Source organism: Bacillus thuringiensis, from assembly GCF_001595725.1.
Classification (GTDB): domain Bacteria; phylum Bacillota; class Bacilli; order Bacillales; family Bacillaceae_G; genus Bacillus_A; species Bacillus_A thuringiensis_K.
Map to the genome: position 1 here is coordinate 122,824 of NZ_CP014283.1, position 17,305 is coordinate 140,128.

Genomic DNA, 17,305 nt, shown 5'->3' on the forward strand with positions numbered 1-17,305 from the left:
ACGGATAATATTTACAGTTACAACTATATGTACATATTCTGCAATTTGTAAATCTATATTTTCCGACTAAATTCAACATTTATTTTACTTATTGCATAGTTATTAAAATTATGAATAAAACTCATATTTATACTGTAACAGTTCATACTTTTATTCAATTTAAGCATAAAAAACCATTTCACTAATAATTCTAATTTCTTTTTATACAGTATTCTTGCATATATTTATTAAAGTAAATTGCCTAATTTATTCTCCGAAAATAAATTCAAGAATATTCCAAGTGGTCACTATATATACTGCTAATAACATACACTGTAAAGGAGGAGTCCGTACATAATGGAATATAGATTATTAGGTAACACAGGATTAATAGTTTCAGAGATAGGATTCGGTTCTTGGGCAATTGGTGGAGATGAATGGGGAGCAGTAAAAGATAATGAATCACTTGATGCAATTGAGAAAGCGATTGATCTAGGGGTTAATTTTATTGACACTGCTGACGTTTATGGACTAGGTCATAGTGAAACACTAGTTGCAAAAGCTATAAATAATCGCAGGCAAGATATAATCCTTTCTACAAAAGGTGGATTAATTGGTCATCATTATGACCCAAATCAACCAGCCGTTTATGGAGATCCTCAAAAGATCATTGATGCGTTTGAGGCTAGTTTACTGCGGCTTAAAACGGATTATATAGATGTGTACTTTTGTCATATTTGGTGGGATAAACCGGAAGAAACAGAAGCCTTTCTACAAGCTTTCCAAACCTTAAAAAAATCTGGCAAAGTAAGAGCTGTTGGCGTTTCTACTAATGATTTAGATTATATTAAACATTTTAATCAGAATGATGATTTAGATGTTGTACAATTCGATTATAGTATTCTGAATAAAGAACCTGAAAAAGACATCCTTCCTTATATTGAAAAACATAATTTAGGTGCTGTGATAAGAGGTCCACTTAAGATGGGAATTTTAACTGGGAAATTTAATCATGAAACTCAATTTCCAGACGATGATTTAAGAAAAGATTGGCCAAAAGAAAAGTGGTTTAAAGATAGCTTACACACAGTAGAGAAATTACGTTCACTTGTACGTTCAAATCGAAGTTTAGCGCAAGTTGCTTTACGTTATGTTTTAAGTCACCCAGCCGTTTCAGTTGCTATTCCTGGTGCAAAAAATTCTACTCAGGTTGAAGAAAACTCTTCACACTTAACTCGTCCATTATTATTAGATAATGAAATTGAATTCATTAAAAAGCTTTAATCAAATCATTATTCACCTACAAAAATTATGCTGATTTTTCTACAAAATCCATACTACTACTTCTTCTCCACTAGAACATATCTTTAACACTTCCACCCTATTTTTTTCTCTTTTCCCAACAATATCTACAGTTTATAAGGTAGTTGAACTCTTTTATTCAACTACCTTATTATGCATTCTACATTATATTAAAATATCTACTACACTAGTTGAATACATGCTAGGGCATCATGCAAACCAAATAAACAATTAATTCAGAAATATTTTTAGAAACTTCATTATCTCACAATTAATTTTTTTGAAATAAATCAAAAAATTTTTCTTTACTTTAAATTTTATAATTCATATAATCTTCTATGGAATTACATTTTTTTCTAAATAGCTCCTCATTTCTAAGTATTCAAAATGGCAATTACAAATTATTAAACCCTTATGTTTAACCAAGTAAAATAAAAATCCAGTTTTTCACAAGGAGAAGTGACTGCATGCAAGATATTTTAAAATTATTTCCGAGCGTTGACGGAAATGAAGAAAAACAACAACTTTTATTAGAATCTATGCAGAAAATAATTAAAAATCTTGACCGATTAAAAAATGAAGAGCGAGCTACTTTAGGTAAATGTGAGGAAAAATCAGAAGGATACTACAATGGCTTAATTCACCAAAGTCATATTCCACTAGCTGGCATCACTATGTCTGAGGTTATAGAAGAGCTAAACCAATTTATGAATGGCCATCCTTATCCAAATAAATACTACTTATCGAACGCCGTACCACTACCAAGTATTCCGTCATTATTGGGTCAACTAACCATGGCTCTTTTAAATGGTAATGGTGTTTGGGATGTCTACGGCCCAGGGGCAGCAGAAGCAGAAGTAAAAGTTGTATCCATGCTTTCAAAACTGATTGGTTATAATCCGCATAATAGCGGCGGTTATACAACATGGGGTGGACAAGGTTGTGTATTTTCGAGCTTACGTTTAGCAATTTCTAAACAATTCCCATTAGCAAAAGAATATGGTGCTCCACAAAATGTATATTGCTTTGCTTCTGAGAATGCACACTATAGTTTATTAAAGTCAGCTGAAGCAACTGGCATTGGATCAAATCACTTAATTAAAGTGAAAACTGATTCTTATTCAAATTCTATGGATATAGATGATTTAGAGGCAAAGATGATACAAGTTATTAATAATGGTGGTATCCCCCTTTATATTCTAGCTACTATGGGGTCAACAGATACTTTTACCATTGATGATATAAAGAAAATTAAAGAGAGCGCTGAAGCAATACAAAAAAAATATAAATTAAAACCTATTTATATCCATGCGGATTCTGCAATGGGTGGATTCTATAGTTTCTTTAATAATTATAATTTCGAAGAAAATCCACTTTCATTTGAACCTAACTTAAAAAATGCTTTACTATACGTACAAGATAAAATGCAATACATGGCACTTGCTGATAGTGTATGTTTTGATTTTCATAAATTAGGACAAACACCTTATGCTTCAAGTATTTTAATCGTAAAAAATCATACTGATTTACAACTGATGGACATTGAACAAGATGACACACCTTATCTTGGTAATAGGTCATATGGAAGTTATCATACAGGCTATACCTTAGAATGTTCACGATCTGGTAGTGCTATTCCCATGTATATCAATCTATTAGCCTTTGGAATTGAAGGATATCAAAAATTATTAGCAAATTATATTCGTGTAAATCTATTATTTAGAGAGAAGTTGCGCAAGGCCCTCCCTCAAGTCGCAATCACAAATGATTTTACATATGGACCAATTACAACTTTTCGGTTCTATATGAATGGAGATGGCCAAGAGAATTGGGAAAAAGAACGAATAGGTCTTGCAACAAAAGAAGAAATTGAGGATACAAATCGGTTAAATATAGAACTATTTAATTATCTAGGAAAAAATCGCGATCAAATATTTTTAGGCGATACAACTCGTTCATGTGTAGTAGACGCAATAAACAGTTGTGATAGAAATTCGATTTCTACTTTAAAATTCTTTTCTATCTCCCCATATACAACTGTTGAATGTTTAGATGAGGTCGTAGCATTTCTTTATGAATATATTTCGATTGCTACTAAACAGATCTATTCATATGTTTAATAATCATATTTGTTAGCGCTTTAATAGTTAAACTTAACTAAATGAAATAAAATTTTTAATCCTTTTAATTACTATTAACTATATCAGGAAAGAGGAAAAACATATGAATATAGAGCTACTTGATACACACCATGTGAAAGATGCAGCACATTTACTTGCACATTCTTTTGTGAATAATGAACCTCTTGTAAGCAGTTTACAAATTCCTTTTGCTCCTTTTCACAAAATGTGCGAAGAAATGATGAAACAAGCTGTATCTCAAGCTATGTCATTTGTAGCAATAGAAAATTTTCAAATTGTTGGAGTTCTTTTAACAAAAAAATTAACCCAGCCACTAATAGATACAGAGAAAGCGATTGAACTATGCCCGCAAATGGAACCTATTTTTCAACTTTTAGATACATTAGAGACAGAATCTATTGAGTTTTCTCATTTAGATAAAGAAAAATTGGTTTATTTAGATATGGGCGCTTGTCATCCAGATTGGATGGGAAGTGGTATAGTCACTACCCTTCTTTCACATGCCATTCAAGAAATAAGTAAAAGAGATTATGATTTTATTGCTGCTTGTACAAATAAAATTTCTCAAAAAATCCTAAAAAAACTGTGTACGACCTATGAAATGAATGAAATAGTGTATAGTAATTTTCTTTATAAGGAAGCATACCCATTTGCTAATACAACAACTTCCTTAACAGCTCAATTACTATATATACCTAAATCTCAATTCGTCATTAAAGTCATATAAATTTGTAAAGAAAACTAGCTGTACTTTTGTGCAGCTGCTTTTTTATATAGAGTAAATAAGTAGTAGATATTCAAGTTAACATAAGTGACACCTTTCACACTTTAACTTCTTTGAATTCAATAGCTACTTTCTCAGCATACCTTATTTCTCTGCTTAACCTACCTAGAGATCCCCATCTATTTATTTCAACATGTTTCATCATGCTTTAATTTCATATGCTCCCTTATTTCATCTATACAAGTAACTTAGACACTTCTCTCCATTTAATGACTAATCTTTTACTTTTTAAGTAACGATTGATACACATCTTCTCACTCTTAAATACTTTAAAATTTATTACCTAATAACCACTTAACAATTCCAGTAATTCTTTCATTTCTCTTTCATTTTGTTTATCTATTCATTCATCCTCCATATCCTATATCTACCTAATCTTCCTCAAAGAATCCAATGTAAAATTTATGATAAAAGGAAACAACCGTATCATATGTAGATTATTTAAGAAAAAAGAGTGAGAATTACTGGATTCCCTTTTCTTTTAATCTTTTTTAGAAGCTCTGTAAAGTCTAATTCTATTACATTCCTGTTAGGTAACATGTCTACTAATCATTAACAATTTGTATAGCTATTTAAAGACTCTACTAATTCATTAAAGGAATCTCCTTCCCCCTATCGAATTATTGTAGAGGAAAGGAGAGGAATACATGGAAATTCTAGGATTAGATCCTCGCGCATTAGCCACCTTAGGTGCACTTGAATACACCAATCGTCGTAATAAATTAATCGAAGACTCGGAGAATAATATATACGAGTGTAAAGAAATAAAAGAAATCCTTCAATCACTCCCTAAAGAGAAGCAGATTGAGGTTCTTGAGAATCAAGCTCACTTCGAAGCAGTGGCAAAGATGATTGAACAAAACAATTTAATTCTTTTAGAACAAATGAAAGCTCTACAGCTAATTCAAAAATAAGAAACTTAAGATTAATTAATTCTACATACGCTTCCACAAATAATGTATCTTTATCTATACCATTAGCCTCTGTTTTTACAGAGGCTTTTGTTATGCGTTGATTCATAATTTGAATAGTTTCTTTCACATATATGAATAGGTCTTCTAATAAATCTAGTATAGACTCTAATTCTTGCTTTTTAATTCTCTCTATTACTGCACTTATACATTCCCATAGTACCTTTGCACCTAATAGTTCCGCTAATCGTTTTTCACGCATTTCAAATATTTTTATATCCATATATATTACTATCTTCCCGCCTTTCCCGACTTATTTATTCTACAAAAACCATAATTATCCTCTTATTTGAACTACCCCCACTTTCACTTCGTTTAGAAGTGGGGGGATTCCTAAGTAAAGAGTTCTATCGAACTCTAATTGATTAGGCTATCTCCGCAGTCCTTGCGGTTAGAAGCCTTATCGCTTCATTCTTTAGATTGATACTTGCGTTAATATCCCTATCATGATGTGTTTGACATGAAAGGCAAACCCATTTACGTAGGTTTAGATCTTTAACGTCTTTATTTTGATACCCACAACAAGAACATAATTGGCTGGAAGCAAATGTTTTCGATACGACAATGACTTGTTTGCCATACCATTTTGCTTTGTATTCTAACATGGATCGAAATTGCGACCAAGATACCTCACTAATTGCTTTTGCTAACTTATGATTCTTTAACATATTCGATACTTGCAAATCCTCTATACCGATAACATCGTGGTTTTTGATGATTTCGGTTGAAATTTTGTCCAAGTAATCTTTTCTAGCATTTGATATGTATTCATGAATTCTAGCTACCTTTACTCGTTGTTTATTCCAGCGAGAAGATCCTCTCATTCTTCTAGAAAGAACACGCTGTGCTTTCGCCAACTTATCTTCTAATGATCGGAAAAACTTCGGATTTTCATAGTGTGTTCCATCTGACAAAATAGCGAAATCTTTTAGTCCTACATCTATTCCAATGTAAGAATGTGTTTTCGGAAGTTCTTGTATTTCTGTTTCAACTAATAGTGACACAAAATATCTACCAGAAGGGTTCCGTCTAACTGTAGCATTTACAATACGCCCCTCTACTTCGCGACTTTTGGCAAATCGAACGAGGCCTAGTTTCGGCAACTTTATTTTGTTCCCTACAACGGCAATGTTTTCATTTGTTTGTTTTGTGGTATAAGATTGTACGTTGTTCTTCTTAGATTTAAAGCGCGGTGCGCTGTTTTGTTTTTTGAACAAGCGCGTATAAGCATCCGCAAGGTTGCGAACAGACGACTGAATCGCAATACTATCCACTTCTTTTAACCAAACAAGCTCTTTCTTCATGGCAGGTAGTTTGGCAGAGCATGTACCATAGGTCAAGCCTTTTCCTGTCTCTTTGTATGCTTGATCCCATAAGGATAGGAAATGATTGAATACAAAGCGAGAACACCCAATCGTTTTATTGATTAGAATTGCTTGTGCCTGATTTGGATAGATACGAAACTTATAGGCTTTATTCATCATTATTTGATTCACCTCCATTTCGGTATATGACTATCATACACCAAACATACATTCGATAGGTAGTAGAGTAACACTTTCTGTATGTCGAACAATTAAGATGGCTTCCTGCCATCCCTTATTCGAAGCCAATTCATCTCCTACCTTTCATTTCCGAATAATATTTTTAACCCTGTTGATACTGTTTCTGTAAGCGTAGCGTTTCTTTTATACAACGAGCAGTTAGTTTTATTAACTAGCTGCTTTGGTATGCAAAATGAAGTTTTTGTCCAAGTTTTTCACCATTTGATAAAATAAACATAATAATAGTTAATGAACAGACATTTATAATCAATCTCCTAAGGAGCACTTTAATTAGGTGCTCCTTTCTACATATACAATTTAGATATCGTTGCGATATATAATTTTGAAGTTATCTCCATCTTTTCCCCGGCTTAACACTGTACGTGCGACTTTCATTGCATACAGCGTCCCATCTTATCCTTTTATACTAGAGCAACTAGATTACGAACAATATTGTACTCACCGATGTATTCATTCCCTTTTCTTACGAAAGGTCCCATCATCTTACTCGATCCTGTGAGTTACATATAGTTGATTTAGTTTTCAACGAATAAGACTAGGGACTATCCCTCCACATTTGTTACATGCTTCGTTGATACGTGTCCCCACCTTCACAAGAACAAATCAATTTCGGTTCGTTAGAACCGTATATGCACCTGTCTTCTAGTAGGCTTTGGTGACATTTTCTTGCTTACCACGTTCCGATTGACTTAGCTATACATATATCCTTAGGTGCTTGCTGTAAGCCTGTTATCTTTACATCCTCATCGTTAGATGTTCCGAATTTCATATCATTTACTCTTACTTTTCGGTAGATAACATCGTCATTAACGACATACACATTTCTAATGTATTAATCCTTTAGAGCCGTACATTCTCACCATAGATATTTTATAGCATCCCGACCTATCCATTACCATATGATTTCTCACTTAGGTTTTGTTCAGCTAACTTCACCTAGCTTCATACAATTTGTGACTATTATCATGCCTTGCATGTAGGAGTATTAGATAAGTAGTTTAAGCTCAACCTGGCGGTGTTTCCATTCCTACCTTCAGTCAAACAGTTGTTGTCATCAAATTAATAACTCTCCTATTTCGTGTTTGCACACTTATAAGGAAACGTGTCGTGCAAATAAGAATTTTATTTAGTTTTCTAGTTACTCTGGATTCCCATAAATGCTACCAAAAACTTAAGCCTTCTATCTCATCCTAATCAAATACCATATAGCATAGCTCGATATACTCGTTATCTCCCACCCCATAATTCCGATCCATATCATTTGGAACTTTGAATAACTGATTACTAAATCATACAATATCTCCTTCATAAACCTCCTTACCATTTTTATCTTTTAAACGTGTGTATAGTAGTATTTCACAGTGATTCTGTTGATCATGAACGAATATCCAAGCACTTTATACTGCTACCACATACACTATAAGATGTTTGGAATTTACTACATTATTTGAAATTAGAGTTAGGAGGATTTAATATGGCAAATTGTAAAGGTTTAGCTTGTTTTTTATTCTCTTCATGGCCAACAGGTACAGTTGTTACAGTTACTACTAGATCAGGTCAAATTATTGGACCTGCTACTTTTTCACTGTTCTTTCCAAATCTTTGTGCGGTGGTATTGGTAGAAGAAGATGTGCTGACCCCCTCTTCAACCAATACTATATTCATAAGTTGTGAAGATATAGAAAGCGTTACTTTAACCACACCTTAAGATGATTTAAATGGTTCTAGTTCAATCTATAAAAAAGACATTCTAATGAATGTCTTTTTTATGAAAAAATCTAATCAGAATAATCACAAATGTATTATTTTATCTATCACTTCAATAATTTTCTTTAATTTAATTTTTTCCCCTTCTAAGGGTTACTTGTCTACACATCCTTCTACATACTTTCATATGATACAGTATATTGTTTAAAGGAGGGACAAATTTGTTCTTATGTAATTTATTTCGTTGTTCAGGTGGAGTATGTAGTATTTTTAAAAATTTACAACCAGGCGAAGTCGTTACTGTGACTGGTAAATCTGGAAATATTATTGGACCTGCTATTTTTACAAATTTTAACCCTAATACTTGTATCGTCACATTAGAAGAGGAAAATTCACTTACTCCTCCTACTATAAGTATTACTAAGATCAGTTGTAAAGAAATAGAAAGTGTTACGTTTAGCTCATAATATATTTTATACCTAAAGCAGGGATTGAAATATGAAACTCTTATACATTACTTCTGGTTACTCAAAAATCTATCAATATCTAGATCAAAGCATACAGAGAACACTTATCAATCAAAATTTCGAATGGTTAGCAGTACAGCCGAGTGAATTAATAGAGCAATTAGATTTCATTACAACAACGTTTCATCCTGATATTGTTTTCACCTTATTAGGTAATCATCTACCGCAAATAGCCATTCAATATTTTAAAAAAAGGAACATTAAATTAGCTGTCTGGTTAACTGAGGACCCATTTTATATAGACACTTCTCTTCTTCTATTAAATAACTTTGATTTTATATTTACTATCGATAGTGAAGCACTTAAATATTACACAAGTTTAGGATATACCAATGTATATCACTTACCATTAGCAACTAATATAGATGTATTTAAACCTGGTCTAAAAAATTCAAAATATAAAAGTGAAGTATTGTTCATTGGATACCCTTATCCAACCCGAGTAAAATTGATACAGTTTCTTTTGGAAAAAACTCCTTATCACTATACTGTTATTGGTCAACATTGGAGAAATAAGTTAATTAAAAAATGGAAAAATCACCGAAGAATTAAGATTATAGAAGAATGGATTCCACCTCAAGAAGTTGCGTTCTATTATAATAACGCTAGTCTCATATTAAATCCTCATCGTAGTTATATGTTGCCACAGAATAAAAATAAAAATAGAGTAAAAAGTAATACCATTAATAATCGTACATTTGATATCGCCGCTTGCCAAGGCTTTCAAATTATAGAAGAAAAATCTGATCTTTCATCTTTCTTCAATAAAGATGAAATTATATCCTATAACAGCTTTAATGATTGTTTAAATAAGATATCTCTTCATTTGAATGATACGATTTCAAAAGGATTAATGATCGAAAAAATTCACACAAAAGTTATTACACAACATACTTTTCATGAGAGAATCAATTTTATAACGACTATATTACGATCACAACTTAATTGATTTATTAAATTAAAAATTTCTTTTCTTTTATAATCATTCTGAATAAATTAAAATGCCTTTTCAATTTTATGAAAAGGCATTTTAATTTATCTTTTCCCGTCAGAAGACTCCCTCCTTACTTTTCCTGAAGGTGTGCTAGCACTAACAAATAGGTAGGAGATGCATGTCGGTTAGCGTAAGCTAACTTGTTTGCTACTATATACTTGAAATGAATTTTTATTAGCATTTCAGTATACTCTATCAAATTAAATCCCATGAAATAGGTGTTCCTTTTTTGATATCCTTACTCGCTTTCTTTCCGAGAATTTTGGATAAGTGTTTTGGCAATAAACCATTACCTGGTCTGATAGCTTTAATATTTTCATTCGTGAATACTTCTCCCGCTTTTATGTCTTCTACAACATATAATGACCTTCTAAACTTTAAAGAGTCTTTTTCTAAATTAGTTGGTCCATAATATACATTACCTAAAGATTCCCATGCTTTTTCAGTTTCACTTACTAATAATTTAAATTCAGCAGGTTCCATTGAAAATTCAGCGTCTACACCTCCGTCAGACCTCGAGAGTGTTAAATGTTTCTCAATTACTGTGGCCCCCAAAGCAACACTTGCTACAGATACCCCTACTCCAAGTGTATGATCAGATAAACCTATTTCACATTTAAATAACTCCTTCATATGAGGTATGGTAGCTATGTTTGTAGATTTTGGTGATGCAGGATACGTACTTGTACATTTTAATAGAATTAATTCTTTACATCCCTCTTCTCTCGCAGCCCTTACTGTTTCATCTAATTCAGCAACTGAAGCCATACCTGTCGAAATGATTATTGGTTTTCCTGTTGCGGCTACTTTACGTATGAGGGGAATATCAGTATTTTCAAAAGATGCGATTTTATAACAAGAAACATTTAATGACTCTAGAAAATCTACAGCAGTTTCATCAAATGGCGTACTAAATGGTATCATTCCTAATTCTGTACAGCGATCAAAAATTGGTTTATGCCACTCCCATGGTGTATATGCTTCTTTATATAAATGATAAAGTGATTTACCTTTCCATAAGCTGTTCGTATCCTGAATTAAAAAATCACCATTTTCTATATTTAAAGTCATTGTATCAGGTGTATATGTTTGAATTTTAAATCCCTGTGCTCCAGCCTCTGCAGCTGCTTCTACAATTTGCAATGCTCTACCTAATGATTGATTATGATTCCCTGACATTTCTGCAATAATAAATGGTGGCGAGTTATTGCCAATCTCTCTACCGCCGATATATACATTACTCATGTTTTTCACCTTCAAGTTCTTTTTTTATAGCTTTTTTTCTTTCCATCCATTGCTCATAAAATAGTGTCATTTTAATGACATCGATATATTCATTACCCTTGCAAATATGGTTCACATATCTTCCATTTTCTACAAACCCAAGTTTCTGATGAAAGTTTAAACTAATACGATTTAATTCTAATATTTCTGCACACACTTTTTGTATGCCTTTTGTTTCAAAAATAAGATCTAATGCTAATAAACCTAATACAGTTCCAGCACGCCTTACGCTTTGTTTGTCGCCTATATAAAATCCCCAATAACAAGTCCGATTCATTTTGTCTATTTTTGTAAAATTAACAAATCCAATTGGTTTTTCTTTATATATTAATAATCTTGCAATCTTTGTATCATCCATTTCTAGTTTTTTATACCATTTTAAATGTTCGTCTATTGTAATTTCATGATCTTCATACATAACCGTACGTATTTCTTTTGTATTCCTCCACTTTAAAATCAGTTCTAAATCTTTCTTTTCTAAACTTTTCAATTGAAAATCCCCTATATCTAACATGCTATCCTCCTAAAATAATTTTTGCTATTTCATCTGAATTACTGGCACACTGTATAGAAAGAGCCTTATTAGACATTTCTTTCACTATTTTAGAATTTGATAAAAGCTTGCTTAGACATTTCGTAATCGTTTCATCCGAAACACTTTCAGCTGTACCAATATTCCATGTAGCCCCAGCTTTCGACACAGCCTGGGTTACTTCAATTTGATTTGGAGCAGTTGTAATTGTTATAGAAGGTAATCCAAGAAAGCAGCGTTCCCATGTGGTTGTGCCACCAGCTCCTATCGCTAAATCCGCTCGTACGATAAACTCTTCCATATTCTCTATTTGACAATAGAACGAGGCATTAGAAATACTCCTGCAATAAGATTCAATCTCTTCTTTATGGGGATTTTGACTTCCTACTACTACATCTACTTTTAAAGTATCGCTACTTATATTTTGTATAGCTCTTAATGTTTTTAATGTTTCATTCGTTGCATCATGCCCCCCAAAAAATACAAAAATGCGTTCAATCTCGCCTGTTCTTTTTCTTAAAAATTTTTTAGCAGCATGAAACTCTGGTCGTAATATGGCATATTTAGGTCCTAATTTCACTAATGATTGCTCTGGTAATAAATCTTTATAGCGACCATTAAGGTTATCATATAAATTTTGGTCTAGTAATAAATCACAGTCATGCATTCGATTTGCAAGATCATCAATTACCATAATCTTTCTTACAGTTTTTCTTAAAGCAGTCTCCCACTTATTATCTAATCCATAATGATCAACAATTAACCAATCAAACTTGGGAAGTTGCGACAAAATATCATTGGTCTGTTGTGCATCAACAAACCAATGATATTTTAACCAATTCAAATAACTCCCGTGTACTGTACTTGAAAAATTCGTATTTTCACCATCTGCATCTAATAAAAACACATGAAATCCCTTATTTAAAATATATTGCTGCAGATCACCTTGCAGCTTACGGCAAATGAAATAAATCTGAGCACCTTTATTCCGTAACTCATGGGCAAGTGTTAAACAACGCATAATATGGCCGGTCCCTATTTCAATAGATGCGTCGGCGCGAAAGGCAATTTTTTTCTCAAGCAAGTTACTCCCTCCTCACTAAAAGCGCTACAATTTATTAATTTATAATTTTGTTTCTCTATTTAACTCATCTACTAACGATTTTTGATTTATATATTTCAGTTCCACATGACTATTGATTTGAACAAGTTCAGGATTTCCTAGGATGTAATCTTTTATTTGATGAAAAAATAAAGGTTTAGATTTTACATTCAGACTTTTATAAAGTTCATTGAACATATCTAAATCTGGTTGTTCATCTAATGTTAGCCTCCAAGTAGGGTAACGAAATGGAGGAGGGAGTTTTACTATATTGACTTGGAATAAATGGGGATTATTCACAAAATACAACGGAAGGTATTCTGCATAGGTTAAAGTTTTTTGGGTTTGTAGCAATCGTTCGATTGCCTCTAATGTAAAAATATCGCCTGCTGTTCCAACAGGTAACGTACTTAACTCTGCCTGTGTATAATCTGCACCGCTTTTCAAATGTTCATCTAGTAAAAAAGTATTGATTTCTGGTGACACAACTGGGCAATCTCCTGTAATCCGCATTACAATATTTGCATTTTCTTGTTTGGCAGCTTGAAATATGCGATCAGCAGTATTTTCTGGATCACCTCTGAAAATTTTAACCTTCCCGTCTAAATCAAATTTTTCCAAAGGATCATCTTGTGCTATATCTGAAGTAGCAAGTATGACCTGATGTTTTCCTGGAATAGCTAATGTATTTATAAGACATCTTTCAATGGAAGGAATTCCGTGTATTGGTAATAATGCCTTTAAAGGTAACCTAGTAGATTTTAACCGGCAAAGTACAATTATTACTACTTTTGGAGGTTCAATAACCTCTTTTGATAATGGGGTACCTGCAGACAAATTATATAAAGCTATCTGAGGTAATAATTCCTCTGCTTCAAGCTGGTTCAGTGCATTTTCAACAACATCTAGTTCCATAGCTATTTTATTAGCTGTAATAATCTCTCCTTTTTTAATATCGATTTTTGTAACAGCTCTTAACAATTTTTGATTTTGCAATCTTAATAACACCCCTTTCATTTAATGTTTAGCAATTCTATAAAACGAAAGAACTTTTCTCACCGCTTTTATTACATCCCATACATCAGCTTCTGTCATTTTCGGAAATAGAGGCAGTGTAATAATTTCCTCATATACATTTTCTGCTTGTGGACAAATACCTTTTTCATAACCTAATTTTTGATAAAACGGTTGTAAATGTACGGGTATATAGTGCACATTCACACCGATATTTTCTCTTTGTAATGCCTCGTAAATTTCTTTTCGATTGCCCTTTAATAATTTAGTATTTAAACGAATAATGTAAAGATGCCAACTTGAGTCGGTTTGGGGCAATTGCTTTGGTATGATGATTTCAGATAGACAACTAAATTCTTTATTATAGATGTCTACATATTTCTTTCTAATCTTAATAAAAGAGTCTAATTTATTTAACTGTGATAAGCCCAGAGCAGCTTGTATATCCGTTACTCTGTAGTTGTAACCTAAGAATTGCATTTCATAATACCAAGGCCCATGATTTTCAAGAAGTTTTTGAGGATTCCTTTCAATTCCATGCGTACGGAATTGAACAAGTTTTTCATAAAACAGTGGATTATTTGTAGTAATTACTCCGCCCTCTCCGGTAGTAATATGTTTCACCGGATGGAAACTAAACATTGTCATATCACCAATAGAACCAATCTTTTTATTTTTATATTTGGCTCCTAATGCGTGGGCTGCATCTTCAATGATAATCAAATTATTTTCTTTTGCGATTTTCTTTATTGCCTCTAACTCTACAGGCTGCCCAGTAAAATGTACGGGAATGATGGCTTTTGTTTTGTTTGTAATCTTTTCCTCTATAGATTTAGGACTAATGTTATATGTTTCATTGTCAATATCTGCGAATACTGGCTTTCCACCCTGGTATAAAATACAATTTGCACTTGCTACAAATGTCATTGGAGTTGTAATTACCTCATCTCCCTCAGTTATGCCAGCTGCATAGCAAGCAGCATGCAGAGCAGCTGTACCATTTGAAAAAGAAACAGCGTATTTTGCTCCCACATATTTCGCTATAGCCTCCTCAAACTGTTGAATCGTTGGCCCTGTCGTTAAAAAATCCCCTTTTAATACATCTACAACCGCCTGAATGTCATGTTCATCAATTTGTTGTTGACCATATGGCAAATTTGTTTCTCTAACAGGCTTTCCTCCATGTATACCGAGAATTTCCCTTACCATTATTCTTTCTCCTTAGGGTTACTTTTTAAAGATTTAATCCACTCTTCTGTTTTAATAACTCCATCTTCTAAAGAAACTTTTGGTTTCCAACTCAATATTGTTTTTGCTTTTTCATAGTTACATAATAATTTTTGAATTTCACTTTGTGGATGGATATGAGTTACATGTTGAATACTTACTTTATTTCCTGAAATCAATTCTGCTAATTTATTAATGGATATATCTTGTCCTGTTCCTGCGTTAATAATATGACCATTTGCTTTTGAAGAGTATCCTGCCGCCACAACAAAATCCGCACAATCTTCAACATATAAAAGATCTCTCGTTTGTTTCCCATCTCCATAAATATTTAGTGGTACATTATCTAATTTATTATTTATAAAAATAGCAACAACCCCACCTTCACCACCAGTTTTCTGGAATGGACCATACGTATTAAATGGACGAATAACCACAACTGGCAGCTTGTAAGCATAATAGTAAGATAAAACCATGTTTTCAGCAGCAATTTTTGATCCAGCATATGGAGAAGCTGGTTTAATCGGGTCTAATTCTGATATTCCTTGTATATTAGTAGCTTTATCGTATACCATACACGTACTCATAAAGACCATTTTGACATTATGCTTATGACATTGTTCTAACAAATTAAAAGTACCTACTGTATCATTTTCAAAAGTTGTTCTAGCGTCGTCTATACTATCTTGAACATTAATACTCGCTGCTAAATGATAACAAAGGTCAAATGAATTATTTTCAAATAATTGAGCAACTAATTTTTTATCTTTAATATCTCCTTGAATGCATTGTTTTAAATTTAGATCGTGTGCAAACTCGGTAATATTTGCAGTAGTTGAATTTGCTAAGTTGTCTAATATCCATACTTCATGCTTATCCTGCAATAATCTCTTTACAACCCACCTACCAATAAAACCTGCACCACCAGTTACTAATATTTTCATAGTTTCTCCCCTCCTGTTAATAGTTTCTGGTTTAATATTAAATTTCTAAGCTCTTCTTTTGAAATAGCATTTTGATTATCAGAACGGTAAAACCCTGCCTTCGCCCTTTTTGCATTTTCATATTGAGCACCCTTTTTTAATGGGCTAGGAATGATAAACATATCTGGTAATTCAAAAGCCTGTAAAGATTCATCATGTGTCATAAGTTCTTCATACATTTTTTCACCAGGTTTTAACCCAATTTCTTCAATTTTAATATTCTCCTTGGGCAATCCATATAACTTTGTAACTTCTTCTATCATCACTTCACTTAAATCGTTTAATGAAATAACTGGCATTTTTAATATAAAAGTTTCACCACCCTTTGCTATTTTCATTGCTTCAATTGTTAACATAGTTGCTTGGGTCAGTGTCATCATAAATCTACTCATACTAAGATCCGTTACAGTTATTTTTTGGTTTTCTTTAATTTGTTTTTCAAATAAGGGAATAACAGAACCTCTTGACCCCATAACATTTCCAAAACGAACACTTGCGAATATCGTTTCACTTGAACCTTTTGAATATTCCGCTGACGTAATCAATCTTTCAGCAGTCAATTTTGTCGCACCGTAATTATTTGTTGGTGAAATCGCTTTATCAGAACTTGTAAAAACTACCTTTTTTACTTTCTGAGCAATTGCCGCTTTTATTACATTTTGTGTTCCAAAAATATTGGTCAAAACAGCTTCAAACGGATTATATTCACAAAAAGAAACATGCTTCATCGCTGCCACATGGAACACATAATCAATATTTTCCATCGCACTAAATAATCGATCATAATTGCGAATATCCCCGATTAAATAGCGAATATTTCGATTTTTTTCCCTGAATTCTTCTTGTAATAAAAATTGATTATATTCACTTCTACTAAAAACCCTTACAACTTTTGGCTTTTCTTCTAGAATATTAGAAAGAATGCTCTTTCCAATTGTTCCTGTTCCACCAATAATTAAAATGTTTTTATCTTTAAAAAACATATAAATGCATACCTCCTCTGATTGAAATAATTTTTAGTCAAGAAAACTCCCTTCTCAATTTGTATGTAGTGCTATTGCACCAACAAATAGGTGGGAGATAAATTAGCTTTTTGAATAGCAAAACATACGATGCTGTTTTATATTTTTTGTACAGGTTGCTCATTGAAAACTGAAAATATGAGGTTGTTTAAGGAGTTATCTTTGGTTGAA

16 protein-coding genes are annotated in these 17,305 nt (G+C 32.6%); 7 read left to right on the top strand and 9 right to left on the bottom strand.

Annotated features, from left to right (window positions below):
* Positions 1-336 precede the first annotated feature (336 nt).
* From AXW78_RS26695 to AXW78_RS33175, 4 genes are all read left to right on the top strand, one after another.
* Positions 337-1,263, top strand: a complete 927-nt coding sequence (locus tag AXW78_RS26695; RefSeq protein WP_061884902.1) for an aldo/keto reductase — start codon at positions 337-339, stop codon at positions 1,261-1,263.
* 485 nt (positions 1,264-1,748) lie between these two features.
* A complete protein-coding gene (locus AXW78_RS26700; protein WP_061884903.1) occupies positions 1,749-3,401 on the top strand; it encodes a pyridoxal phosphate-dependent decarboxylase family protein in 1,653 nt (550 codons plus the stop codon).
* A 103-nt stretch (positions 3,402-3,504) separates the two neighbouring features.
* Positions 3,505-4,149, top strand: coding sequence for a GNAT family N-acetyltransferase (locus tag AXW78_RS26705; RefSeq protein WP_061884904.1), 645 nt, complete (start codon positions 3,505-3,507; stop codon positions 4,147-4,149).
* A 704-nt stretch (positions 4,150-4,853) separates the two neighbouring features.
* Positions 4,854-5,120 (top strand): hypothetical protein, encoded by a 267-nt coding sequence (locus tag AXW78_RS33175; protein ID WP_000404243.1) that lies wholly within the window; start codon positions 4,854-4,856, stop codon positions 5,118-5,120.
* Positions 5,121-5,542: 422 nt separating this feature from the next.
* Here the strand turns inward: AXW78_RS33175 and tnpB are convergent, their stop codons facing one another.
* Both tnpB and AXW78_RS34025 read right to left on the bottom strand, forming a co-directional pair.
* Complete coding sequence (gene tnpB / locus AXW78_RS26715; RefSeq protein ID WP_196766902.1) at positions 5,543-6,661, bottom strand: IS200/IS605 family element RNA-guided endonuclease TnpB; 1,119 nt, start codon at positions 6,659-6,661, stop codon at positions 5,543-5,545.
* A gap of 1,370 nt (positions 6,662-8,031) precedes the next feature.
* Positions 8,032-8,130, bottom strand: coding sequence for a YopX family protein (locus tag AXW78_RS34025; protein ID WP_142386006.1), 99 nt, complete (start codon positions 8,128-8,130; stop codon positions 8,032-8,034).
* Positions 8,131-8,216: 86 nt separating this feature from the next.
* Here AXW78_RS34025 and AXW78_RS26720 point away from each other — a divergent pair, with 86 nt between their 5' ends.
* The 3 genes from AXW78_RS26720 (at position 8,217) to AXW78_RS26730 (ending at position 9,925) form a co-directional block, all read left to right on the top strand.
* Positions 8,217-8,450, top strand: a complete 234-nt coding sequence (locus tag AXW78_RS26720; RefSeq protein ID WP_001262458.1) for a hypothetical protein — start codon at positions 8,217-8,219, stop codon at positions 8,448-8,450.
* A 220-nt stretch (positions 8,451-8,670) separates the two neighbouring features.
* The gene (locus AXW78_RS26725; protein WP_000477974.1) at positions 8,671-8,916 is read left to right on the top strand and encodes a hypothetical protein; all 246 of its coding nucleotides are present in this window, start codon (positions 8,671-8,673) and stop codon (positions 8,914-8,916) included.
* Positions 8,917-8,947: 31 nt separating this feature from the next.
* On the top strand, positions 8,948-9,925 hold the full coding sequence (locus tag AXW78_RS26730; protein WP_061884906.1) for a CgeB family protein: 978 nt from the start codon (positions 8,948-8,950) through the stop codon (positions 9,923-9,925).
* A gap of 240 nt (positions 9,926-10,165) precedes the next feature.
* Here the strand turns inward: AXW78_RS26730 and pseI are convergent, their stop codons facing one another.
* The 7 genes from pseI to AXW78_RS26765 are packed head-to-tail and all read right to left on the bottom strand — an operon-like array spanning position 10,166 to position 17,095.
* Entirely contained in the window at positions 10,166-11,215 is a 1,050-nt protein-coding gene (gene pseI, locus AXW78_RS26735; protein ID WP_000073378.1) for a pseudaminic acid synthase, read from the bottom strand.
* Positions 11,208-11,768, bottom strand: coding sequence for a UDP-4-amino-4,6-dideoxy-N-acetyl-beta-L-altrosamine N-acetyltransferase (gene pseH / locus AXW78_RS26740; protein ID WP_000884116.1), 561 nt, complete (start codon positions 11,766-11,768; stop codon positions 11,208-11,210). The genes pseI and pseH overlap by 8 nt, the downstream gene beginning before the upstream one ends.
* Before the next feature lies 1 nt (position 11,769).
* Positions 11,770-12,870, bottom strand: a complete 1,101-nt coding sequence (pseG, locus tag AXW78_RS26745; protein WP_061884907.1) for a UDP-2,4-diacetamido-2,4,6-trideoxy-beta-L-altropyranose hydrolase — start codon at positions 12,868-12,870, stop codon at positions 11,770-11,772.
* A 39-nt stretch (positions 12,871-12,909) separates the two neighbouring features.
* The gene (locus AXW78_RS26750) at positions 12,910-13,905 is read right to left on the bottom strand and encodes a cytidylyltransferase domain-containing protein (protein WP_061884908.1); all 996 of its coding nucleotides are present in this window, start codon (positions 13,903-13,905) and stop codon (positions 12,910-12,912) included.
* Positions 13,906-15,111 (bottom strand): UDP-4-amino-4,6-dideoxy-N-acetyl-beta-L-altrosamine transaminase, encoded by a 1,206-nt coding sequence (gene pseC, locus AXW78_RS26755; protein ID WP_061884909.1) that lies wholly within the window; start codon positions 15,109-15,111, stop codon positions 13,906-13,908. It lies immediately after the preceding gene.
* Positions 15,111-16,073 (bottom strand): dTDP-glucose 4,6-dehydratase, encoded by a 963-nt coding sequence (locus AXW78_RS26760; RefSeq protein WP_000699380.1) that lies wholly within the window; start codon positions 16,071-16,073, stop codon positions 15,111-15,113. Before AXW78_RS26760 ends, pseC begins: the two co-directional genes overlap by 1 nt.
* On the bottom strand, positions 16,070-17,095 hold the full coding sequence (locus AXW78_RS26765; RefSeq protein WP_000465152.1) for an SDR family NAD(P)-dependent oxidoreductase: 1,026 nt from the start codon (positions 17,093-17,095) through the stop codon (positions 16,070-16,072). Before AXW78_RS26765 ends, AXW78_RS26760 begins: the two co-directional genes overlap by 4 nt.
* Between the last annotated feature and the right edge of the window lie 210 nt (positions 17,096-17,305).